Source organism: Mycoplasma sp. AC157 (assembly GCF_054343415.1).
In genome coordinates this window covers 1-10,978 of sequence record NZ_JBTGVE010000029.1, presented here as the reverse complement: position 1 = coordinate 10,978, position 10,978 = coordinate 1, and the positions used below count along the sequence as shown (strand labels likewise).

The following is a 10,978-nucleotide window of genomic DNA, read 5'->3' as shown; positions in this document are numbered from 1 at the left end:
TGAAGTTATCACAAGCATATTTTAATGCGTGAGCATCTTGTTTAATTGCTTCTAGCACTACTTCTTTATCATTATTAAAATTATTAGCAAATTTTAATGCAAGACCTGATGTTTTAACTATTTTTAAAATAAATTCTCTATTATTCTTTAAATTATGTGAGGCATATTGAAAACTTTTACCAACGTTTTTAACTGCTTCTAAAACTATTTCTCTATCATTTTTTAGTTCACCTGAAACATATTGTAATGCTCAAGCAGATTCTTTAATTGCTTCTAAAACTATTTCTTTGTCATTTTTGAAGCTATCTGAAGCAAATTCTAATGAAATACCAGATTCTTTAACCGCTTCTAAAACAAATTCTTTATCGTTTTTTAAATTATCTGAAGCATATTTTAATGCATAACCAATTTGTTTAACTGCTTCTAAGACAACTTCTTTATCATTTTTTAATTCTTCTGAAGCATATTTTAATGCATAACCAATTTGTTTAACAACCTCTAAAACAAATTTTTTGTCGTTTTTTAAGTTATAAGAAGCGTATTTTAAATTCCTACTAACTTCTTTGTTATTTTTTAAATCACCTAAAATAAATTGTAATAAATAACCACTTTTTTCTTTAACTGCTTTTAAAATAACTTCTTTCTGGTTTTTAAAGTAATTAGAATTGTATTCATAACTTGATTTAACTAAATCTAAAACAAATTCTTTATCGTTTTTTAGTTTATTTGAAGCATAAAATAAAAATCAAAAATTTTTTGTTTTCTTAATTAATTTATTTATGAAATTTTTATTTTCTTTAATTTCTTCAGATAAAAATGAAAAATATAACCCTTTTTCACTGTATTCTATTTTTTCATTAGTTAAGACATTAAAAACAAATTCTTCATCAGTTAAAGCACCTTCGTTTTCTAATTTTAAACCGAATTCTTTTAATCTTTGTTTTTCTTGTGTAAAATCTATATTATCCATATTTTTATTATTTTTCTCAAGCATTTAATACAATATTTTTCATTTTTTGTTTAAATAATTCTTTAATTTCTAAATCATTTTTTAATTCTGCTGGTATAGAAGCAAAAATATAAGGATTTACTTCTAATGCTTGTAAAACAAATTCTTTATCGTTTTTTAATTCACTTGCAATTAGTTCAAAATTTCTTGCATCATCTTTAATAGATGGTAAAATCACTAAGTCTTTATTATTTTTTAATTCTTTTTTAATTTTATTTGATGCATATTCCAAAGCTTCTCAACTATGTTTAATAACTTCAACAACAAATTCTTTATTGTTTTTTAACTTATCAGAAGCATGTTCAAAATATTCACCTTTTTTCTTTACAAGTTCTAAAATAAATTCTTTATTATCTTTTAAGTTATCAGGAAAGTCATAAAAATTAGCAACATTAACTACTTTTAAAACAAATTCTTTGTCGTTTTTTAACTTATCAGAAATATATCTATAAGCAAAACCATTTTGTCTGAATCCTTCTAAAGCAACTTCTTCGTCATTTCTCAGTTTTTCTGAAGCATATTCAAACATAAAATAAAGTTTTTTCATTCCTTCTAAAACAAATTCTTTGTCGTTTTTTAAACTAGTGGAAATATATTTAGCAACTCTTATATTTTGCTTAAGTGCTTTTACAACAAATTTTTTATCATTTTTTATTTCATCTGAAGCATAATTTAATGCATAATCTATTTGTTTAACAGCTTCTCAAACTACTTCTTTATCATTTTTCAGATCATCAGCAACATATTTAAGATTTAAACCATTTTGTTGAACAATTTTTAAAACGAATTCTTTATTGTTTTTTAGTTCATCTGAACAATAATCAAAAATTCATCTATCTTTTTTTATAACTTTCAACATAAAGTTTTTATCATTTTTTAGTTTATTTGAAGCATAAAATATAAATAAGTTATTTTTAGTTATCTGAAATAAATTATTTATGAAATTTTTATTTTCTTTTGCTTGGTCTGATAAAAATGAAAAATATAATCCTTTTTCACTATATCCAATTTTTTTATTAGTTAATACATTAAAAACGAATTCTTCATCAGTTAAAGTTTGTTCATTTTCTAATTTTATACCTAACTCTTTTAATCTTTCTTTTTCTTTTTTAATATCTATATTTTCCATATTATTCTCCTTTAATAATAGTAAAAAACCCTATTAATTTGTTTAATAAGGTTTTTATATAATTTAATTTGGTTGTATTATAAAATTTGAATGAAAAATTAGCAAATAAAAATTTGCTAAGATATATATATATATATATATATATATGAATTATTTTAAGAGATAGTCCTTTTTCATTTTTCATTTTTCTCCTTAATACTTTTTAATTATATCATTTTTTGGTTTTAAAATAGAAAAACCCACTATAAAGTGGGCTTAAAATTAAGGTTATTTTACAATTTGTTCTTCACTTGCTGATACTACAGAATCAAAATCAGCTCCAGAGTTTGCAAGCACATAAGCAGAGAAACAATTTTCAACAATAGAACCATGGGAAACGTGAATTTGTTTGTCACTTACCATACTGATAATTGCTTTTGCACTTAAAGTAGCAGAACCTAAATCAGAAAATATTACTATTTCCTTGATATCATTGTTTGCTTCGATGATTTCAAGTAGTTTCAATGGTTCAGTTCCTAACTCTTGTCCATCATTAATTCCACCTAATGCTTCTATTTTGATATTATTTTCATCAATAGGAAGCATTTTAGTTAAGTATTCTTTAATTGTTTGTGCTAATTTATTGTAATGAGAAATAATAATAAATAATTTCTTCATTATAATCCTTTAATTAAATTTTTAATAATAATATAACTTGAATAAGAACCTGGATCAATTGTGCCAGATGATCTTTCTTTTAAGTATGATGCTCTTCCTTTGGTTGCAACTAAATCTTTAGTGTTTTCTACTAAAGAATAAACATAGTTAATAATTGCATCAAATTCACTTGCATCTAATGTTTCTTTAGATTCTAAATAAGTTTCAAGTGGTTTTCAAACATCATACATTGTTTTTTCATTTAAAGTTACTTTTCCAAGCATTTCAAGTGATTTTGTAAAACTGGAAACTAAAATTTTAAATTCGCTAAATGTAAAAGTTTCATGTCCTTTTAATGCATTAGCAGAATTCATAAATGCCATTCCATATAAAGGACCAGAAGCTCCTCCTACTTTTGACATTAGTGATCTTCCAACTAAAGTTAAATACGTAGATAAATCTACTTGTTCAAAATGGATATTAGAAACTTCGGTAAATCCTCTAACCATATTAAATCCATGATCACCATCACCAATAGTTTGATCTAAAGTAGAAATATAATCTTCATTTTCTTTTAACTCTTTAGCAATGTTTTTCATTGCATCAGTTAAATTAGAATAACTTATTTTCAACTTTTCACCTCTGTTGGTTCATCTAATAATGATTTAAGCTCATCATCTAGTTTAAGTAAAGAAATTGAAAATCCTTGCATTTCAAGTGAAGTCATAAAATTTCCAACATGAGAACTATAAATAGAAACATTTTTAGTTGCTAAATAATCATGAATATCGTTAGTTGCTATAAATAATTCCATTTCAGGTGTTCCACCTAAACCGTTCACCATTAAAGCAACTTCTGAGTTTTTATAGTCATAATCTTTTAAAATTAAATCTAACATTTCTTTAACAATTTCTTTTGATGATTTAATTTTTTCTCTTTTAATTCCTGGTTCACCATGAATTCCAAGACCAAATTCAATTTCATCTGCTGCTAATGAAAATGATTCTTTTCCTGTTGTTGGAATATAAATAGAGTTTAAAGAAATTCCAAATGATCTAACATTTTGAATTACTTTTTGTGCTACTCTTTTTACTTCTTGTAAAGAAGATCCTTTTTGAGCTAATGCTCCTGCAATTTTGTGTACAAATACTGTTCCAGCAATCCCTCTTCTTCCAATAGTTCAAGTAGAATTTTCTACAGCTACATCATCATCAACTAATACTGTTTCTACATTTTTACCATTTGCTTGAGCCAGTTGTTGTGCTATTTCAAAGTTTAATTTGTCTCCTGTGTAATTTTTAATAATTAATAAAGTACCATTTTTTGAATCTAAAGCGTTTATTGCTGCTTCAACTTGATCTGGTGTAGGAGATGTAAATACTTCTCCTGCAACAGCAGCACTAAGCATACCATTACCTACAAATCCCATATGTGCTGGTTCATGACCGGAACCACCACCTGAAATTAAAGCAACATTATTTTTATTAAATTCAGTATTGTAAATAACATTAAAGTTTTCAACCTTTTTAACTTTTTTATTAGTTTTTACAATCCCGTTAATCATTTCTAAAACTATGTCTTCTTTTTTATTTAATATTTTTTTCATATAATAAATTCCTTTATTGATTAATTATTTTATTTTTATAAGTTAGTAATTAAGCTGCAACTGGAATTAAAGCTAAAGCGCCAATAATTGCACCTGCTAATGAAGGAGCAACAACTGGAATTCATGAGTATGATCAGTTTCCTCCAACATGTTCGCTTTTTCTATTTGCTAATAATGTTTTTTCCATTAAAGCATAAACCATTCTTGGACCTAAATCCCTTGCTGGGTTAATTGCATAACCTGTTGATGAACCAAGTGAAGCACCAATTGCTACAACAATTAATGTTACTGGAACTGGACCAAGTGATGCTAATCCTATTTTATTTCCACCTTTACCAAACGCTAATACTAATCCAACAAGTAATAATGTTCCTACTAATTCATAAGAGAAGTTAAAAATAGTTGCTTTTTCTTTATTTGCAAAAGCAGGTCCTGTACAGTGTACTCCTCTTAATGTAGCTAAATCTGTTTCTTGAATGTGTTTTCAGTTAATGAAGTTTAAAAGCATTTGTCCTGTCATTGCACCTAAAATTTGCACAGGAATATATGTTAAAATTAATGGATCACTTAACTTGCTACTTACAGCAACAAAAAATGTGACTGCTGGATTTAAATGAGCAGAACCACCAAGAGATAATGAAACTATTACCCCTGTAAATACAGCTAAACCTCATCCTAAAATGATAACGATTCATTTTCCAGATTGGTTCGCAAACATTCTCTTCATGGAAACGCTGTATCCAACACCGTTACCAAGAAGAATTAGAACTAAAGTTCCTAAAAATTCTGATAAAATATCTAATCTCATTGCTTTTCTCCTATTCTATATCTTTTGTTCAATTTAAAGTTTTTTTAACAGCTGTATCTCAACCTTTGATTAAAGCATCAATTTCATTTTGTGCTAATTGTGGTTTAAATACTTTGTCAATTTTGTTTATTTTTTTGATTTCTTCTAGATCTTTTCAGTAACCAACAGCTAATCCAGCTAGATATGAAGCTCCTAAAGCTGTAGTTTCGATATTAGAAGGTCTTTCTACTTTTAAATTAGAAATTGAAGATTGGAATTGCATTAAGTAATTTGAATTTGATGCTCCTCCATCTACTTTTAATAAGATAATTGGTTTTTGTAAATCTTTTTCCATTGCTTTAATTAAATCGTTTGATTGGTAAGCAATTGCATCAAGAGTTGCTTTAATTAAGTGTTCTCTTTTGGTTCCTCTTTCTAAACCAAAAATCGCACCTCTTGAATATGAATCTCAATAAGGAGCTCCAAGTCCTGTAAATGATGGAACCATATATACTCTTTGATCATCATTTACAAGTGAAGCAAAGAAGTCTGATTCTGCTGAGTTATATAAAATTCTTAGTGAATCTCTTAGTCATTGAATTGCTGCTCCAGCAATAAACACTGAACCTTCAAGAGCATAAACTGTTTTGTTGTCTCCAAGTTTTCAAGCAATTGTGGTTAGTAATTTATTTTTGCTTTTAACTGGAGTGTGTCCTGTATTTACAAGTGTAAAACAACCTGTTCCGTAAGTATTTTTAACCATTCCTACTTCTGTACATAATTGTCCAAAGAGAGCTGATTGTTGATCTCCTGCAACTCCAGTAATTGGAACTTGTCCTTTAGCTTTGTTTGATCAGTGATGTGAACTAACAATTCCATAGTGTCCGGATGAAGATTTTACTTCTGGTAAAATTTCTTTTGGAATTTCAAGTAAATCTAAAATTTCTTGATCTCAGTCTAAAGTGTGAATGTTAAATAACATAGTTCTTGAAGCGTTAGAAACGTCAGTTGCATGAACTTTACCATCAGTTAATTTTCACATTAATCAAGTGTCAATTGTTCCTGCAAGTAATTTTCCTTCTTTTAATTTTGTTTTTGCTTCTTCTACATTTTTAAGAATTCAACGAATTTTTGTTCCACTAAAATATGGGTTAATAATTAATCCAGTTTTATCACTAAAGAAGTCTGATAATCCTTTTTCAATTAATGTTTCACAATAATCTGTTGTTCTTCTATCTTGTCACACAATCGCGTTATATACAGGTAATCCTGTTTCTTTATCTCATAAAACAATTGTTTCCCTTTGGTTTGTAATCCCTAAAGCGACAATATCGTGGGATTTAATTTTTGCTTTGTGTTTTGCACTTTGCATTGTTGAAAGTTGTGTATTTCAAATTTCTAATGGATCATGTTCCACTCAACCAGATTTTGGGAAGTATTGTGTAAATTCACTTTGACTACTTGCTTTAATATTTCCATCATGGTCTACCACTAGTGTTCTACAGGAAGTGGTACCTGAATCTAATGTGATAATAAATTTATCTTTCATTTTTCTCCTTATTTGTTTTTTTCAAATTTGTAATTACTAATTTGAGCATAAACAATTTTATCGTTTAAATATTCGTTGTATTTTTTTTGATCTTTAAGAGTTCATAACATTAAAGGCATGTTAATTTTTTGATAACGTTTTTTATCTTTATCATATAAAACCGTTCAAGGATTTAAGAATTGACACACTTGTTTCATTTCATCTATAGAAACTGATTGGAATTGAGTTTCTGTTCAAAATAGAAATCCAAGTTGGTATTTTGAACTTAACTTGCGCATATTTCTAAGTGTTTGAAAGTTAAAAGATGAAAAAACTATTTTTTGAAAATATGCTTGTCCATATTTGTTTGCAAGTTTGTGTAATTCTTCTTCTATTCCTTTATATTCTTTTTGATCAGTTTTAATTTCAACATTAATAATTTTAAATAAATTTAAGTATTTATCTAAAAATTCTTCTAATGTGAGTATTGTTTGTTTTCTTGTACTTTTTTTAAAAAAGAGGCTGTGATCATCTTTTTTAAGTTCTTCCAAAGTACAAAATTCAATTTCTTTTTTAGTTAGTGCTGTTCTGTTTGTCGTTTCATCATGGATAATAACTAATTTTTTATCTTTAGTTAAATGAACATCAAGTTCAACACCATCAAAATTGAATTGATAAGCCATTTCAAAGGCTAATTCGGTATTTTCTGGGGCAATTGCAGAGTATCCTCTGTGTCCTAAAATTAATTGTTTGTTATGCATTTTCTAATGTTCTCCATCTGTAGTTTGTTTTACCTAATTTTTTAAGTTCAATTGTGTTAGCAATATGCACAGCAAGTCCTGCAAGTAGTCCAAGAAGTGCGATTGCCAATGTAATAACTAAAATAATTTGGTAGCCTTGTATTGAAGTATTATCTGCTCCTGTTGGTGTGTAATATTTACCAACTGCTCCTGTAATTTGGTATAGTCAAGCATCTGTTGAAAAACCAATAAAAGAAAGAACAGCAACACTTGAAGCATAAGAATTTTTTTCTAAGTGAATTTCACCAATTTGAGCATATCTTAAAGTAACCATTGCTCATGAAAGAATTCCTGCTAATAGATAGAGAATTGAACTGAAAACAATTACTCAAACATTTGCTGATTTTGGAACAAAACCAAGTAAGATTATTGCTCCAAGTAGAATAATTCCAATTCCTGTAACAATAATTAAGAAAAGAACATATGATCTAAATTTATCAGCTCATCTTCCTATAAAGGTGGAAACTAATGTTCTTAATCCATAAGTTCTAATTCCTCCTAAAATAGTCACAAGAATCGCTGGTGCTAAGTATCCATTTTGCATTAATTGAATTAAATAGTAAGCAAAAACACTTTGAAATGTATACATACCCATTACAAAAATTGATAATGCTCATAATTTTCAATTTTTTAATGCTTTAAAAACAGAAATTATACTTTTTTTCAATCTAGCTCATGAAGCTTTTTCTGTATCTTTATCTTGTTTTTTCTCTGGAACAAGAATTAGTACAAAGATTGATGTAGCAACTAAAAAGGTTGCAATTAAGAAAGCATAAACAGCAAAAGGTATTGCACTTCCATTTGCTCTTGGAACTCATACATTAGTAACTAATAGTCCTAATAGAAATACAAAGAATAAACCGATAATTCCGTTTGCTGTTCCTTGAATTCCATATGCTAAGCCTTGATTTTCTTTTGTTGTTTGTTGTGAAACAAGTTTTCATAAAGGTGTTCAGAATACAAGAGTAGAACTAACACCTCATAACGCTCAAATTATTGAATATTGAATAAATAATGAATTTGGATTTAAACTTTTTGAATTTCAAATTGTAGCTCCAAATCATAAAGTTATTGCTCCTGTTGAAAAGACAGCGATAGACAACAACCATCTTGAACTGAACTTATTGGCTAAAAAACCGCCAGGAAGTTGAGTAATTAGTGTTACATAACCAATAATTGATGTTAAAGTAGCAACTTGATCTTCTTTAATGTTTAAGTATTCGTGTAAGTTTGGAATGATGTTTTTAATATAGTATGGTGCTGCTATTACAAAAACATCAGAAGCCGCTAAAATGATTAAGGCAATAATTTGTCTTCAGGTTAAACCTTTTAATTTAGCTAACATTTTGCCCTCCTAAAATTTAAAATCTAACTGTATATTTAGGATTAAAGTTTTCTTTTTTAGTTAATTTTAGTCCTGATTCTTCAACTAATTTTGCAATTTCAATAGCAATTGCAGGTGCTGAGGCAATAGCTGGTGATTGCATTCCAGCTGCGTTAATAAATTTTTTGTTATCTTTAGCAGATCTAATAACAAAATCGTTTGTTTCTACATCAATAGGTCTTGAACCTGCTAAAGTCATAATTGTTTTTTCAAGTCTAATTGAAGGAATAATTTCTTTTCCAATTTCTCCAATATAGTCAAATTTTGCTTTTGTAACAAGTCTTGTTTCTTCTTTTGGTACACCTTCTTCAGCAGTAGGTCCCACTAAAACATGTCCATCAAGCATTGGTGCAACAATAACACCTTTTCCGTGAATTGTAGGAACTTTAAAACAAATTGAGTTTACTATTCCACCTTCACTACGTGCTAAAATTCTGTATTCTCCACGTCTTGTTGTTTGTTTAAAGTCGCCATATCCTGCTTTTTGTGCAAGGACATCTGCATAGTGACCAGCAGCATTAATTACAACTTTTGAATGTAATTTTTCGCCACTTTTTAAAGTGATTTCAAATTCATCATTTACATATTTAATATCTGTAACTTCAGAATTGTTTTTTAATGTTGTACCATTTTGTTCACTTGCTCCAAGAAAAGCATATGTCGCTCTTACTGGATCAATTGCTCATGAACTTGTGCATAAAAGTGCTCCATGAACTTTTGGATTAACATTTGGTTCTTTTTTTAGTACTTCTTCTTTAGAAAGCACTTTTAAAAATTCTTTTGGAACTTTATTTGTTAAACCTCTATCATATAACATATGTACATGCTTCATTTCTTCTTCATTAAAAGCTAAAATTAATGAATCAACTTGTGCTCTTGGAAAATCTAAATCTTTAAAAATTTTCTCTCTTCATAACTGATTTCCAAGAACATTTAGTTTAGCTTCGATTTTTCCTGGTTCAGGATCAAAACCACCATGTATTGCACCTGAATTTCCTCTGGAAGTTTCATCTGCAAATACTGGATTTTTTTCTAATAATAGATTTTTCATATTATATTGAGACAACTCATAAGCAATCGAAGCACCTATGATTCCCCCACCCATAATAATTACATCGTATTTTTCGTTTTTCACAATACCACCTCCCAATTTTTGTGGTAATAATATTATATATAAAAATTGATAAAAATTCAAATTTTTCTTTTATTTGTTCAAAAAATATTATTTATAATGAACAAATAATTTTTTTATTTGAAAAATGCTTAAAAAAATGGGCAAAATAAGTGTTTTTGATTTTTTGATAAAAATAAAAAACATAAACCACAAATGCAGTTTATGCTTATTTAATAAATATATTGATATATTTTATGATTTAAAGTCTACTAAATCACGTAAATATTTTGATGGTTTGTATTTAATTGCTCTTTTTTGTGGAACAACTTGTTCTTCGCCTGTAAAACTATTTACGATTTTTCTTTGTGATCTAACAACAGTTGAGAAGATTCCAAAGTCAGCTAATGTAACTTTTTCTTCTGCCAATAATTGTTCTTTTAAAACAAATAACATTGTTTCTAAAATATGATCTAGTTGTTTTGGACTAACTTTTAAATTTTCATCTAATCTATCAACTACATCGTTTATAAATTCTTTTTTTGTCATATTTTCCTTTAATTTGCTTTATTTTATAAAATTTAAATATATATAATTTTATACTAAAAATATATTTTTATAGATATTTTTATAAAAATATTAATAATTAGTTATTCTAATTTTATACAAAAATTAAAAATATATCAAATTTTTATTGTTTTTTTATTAAAACAGAAGAAATTTGTTATGCTTCTTTTGTTAATATAAAGTTTATTTTTTTAAATTTAAATAATGTTTTTAAAGATAATGTTTTTTATTTAAAAAAATTTCTACAAAAAAATTGAACACATTGCAAAAAAGTGTTATAATAATAGTATAAATACATTTTCACAATCCAAATTAATTAAGATTGACTTAATTAATGAAAAAACTCCATTAATTGCAGTAATGGAGGCTTAATTGTAAGATCAAGTGCACCACTTTAAAGTAAAATTTAAAGTATGGGACA

At 27.1% G+C, this 10,978-nt stretch carries 11 protein-coding genes; all 11 read right to left on the bottom strand.

The annotated features are described in order from the left end of the window. Positions 1-970: DUF4116 domain-containing protein (locus tag ACXX84_RS03850; protein WP_458572940.1), on the bottom strand; the 970-nt coding region annotated here is incomplete at its 3' end. A gap of 7 nt (positions 971-977) precedes the next feature. Next, positions 978-2,138, bottom strand: coding sequence for a DUF4116 domain-containing protein (locus tag ACXX84_RS03845; protein ID WP_458572939.1), 1,161 nt, complete (start codon positions 2,136-2,138; stop codon positions 978-980). A gap of 267 nt (positions 2,139-2,405) precedes the next feature. Then, positions 2,406-2,795: a PTS-dependent dihydroxyacetone kinase phosphotransferase subunit DhaM gene (locus ACXX84_RS03840; protein WP_458572938.1), complete on the bottom strand. Its 390-nt coding sequence runs from the start codon at positions 2,793-2,795 to the stop codon at positions 2,406-2,408. Further along, the gene (gene dhaL, locus ACXX84_RS03835; protein WP_458572937.1) at positions 2,795-3,406 is read right to left on the bottom strand and encodes a dihydroxyacetone kinase subunit DhaL; all 612 of its coding nucleotides are present in this window, start codon (positions 3,404-3,406) and stop codon (positions 2,795-2,797) included. Before dhaL ends, ACXX84_RS03840 begins: the two co-directional genes overlap by 1 nt. Then, positions 3,397-4,380 carry a dihydroxyacetone kinase subunit DhaK gene (dhaK, locus tag ACXX84_RS03830; RefSeq protein ID WP_458572936.1) on the bottom strand — a complete coding sequence of 328 codons (984 nt, stop codon included), beginning with the start codon at positions 4,378-4,380 and terminating at the stop codon, positions 3,397-3,399. Before dhaK ends, dhaL begins: the two co-directional genes overlap by 10 nt. A 49-nt stretch (positions 4,381-4,429) precedes the next feature. Beyond that, positions 4,430-5,188, bottom strand: a complete 759-nt coding sequence (locus ACXX84_RS03825) for an MIP/aquaporin family protein (protein WP_458572935.1) — start codon at positions 5,186-5,188, stop codon at positions 4,430-4,432. A gap of 10 nt (positions 5,189-5,198) precedes the next feature. Beyond that, positions 5,199-6,716, bottom strand: coding sequence for a glycerol kinase GlpK (glpK, locus tag ACXX84_RS03820; RefSeq protein ID WP_458572934.1), 1,518 nt, complete (start codon positions 6,714-6,716; stop codon positions 5,199-5,201). 8 nt (positions 6,717-6,724) lie between these two features. Then, positions 6,725-7,456: a glycerophosphodiester phosphodiesterase family protein gene (locus ACXX84_RS03815; RefSeq protein ID WP_458560430.1), complete on the bottom strand. Its 732-nt coding sequence runs from the start codon at positions 7,454-7,456 to the stop codon at positions 6,725-6,727. Beyond that, positions 7,449-8,840: an MFS transporter gene (locus ACXX84_RS03810; RefSeq protein ID WP_458561169.1), complete on the bottom strand. Its 1,392-nt coding sequence runs from the start codon at positions 8,838-8,840 to the stop codon at positions 7,449-7,451. Before ACXX84_RS03810 ends, ACXX84_RS03815 begins: the two co-directional genes overlap by 8 nt. 16 nt (positions 8,841-8,856) lie before the next feature. Further along, positions 8,857-10,014, bottom strand: a complete 1,158-nt coding sequence (gene glpO / locus ACXX84_RS03805) for a type 2 glycerol-3-phosphate oxidase (RefSeq protein WP_458572933.1) — start codon at positions 10,012-10,014, stop codon at positions 8,857-8,859. Positions 10,015-10,245: 231 nt separating this feature from the next. Further along, complete coding sequence (locus ACXX84_RS03800; RefSeq protein ID WP_436358342.1) at positions 10,246-10,539, bottom strand: HU family DNA-binding protein; 294 nt, start codon at positions 10,537-10,539, stop codon at positions 10,246-10,248. Positions 10,540-10,978: the final 439 nt, after the last annotated feature.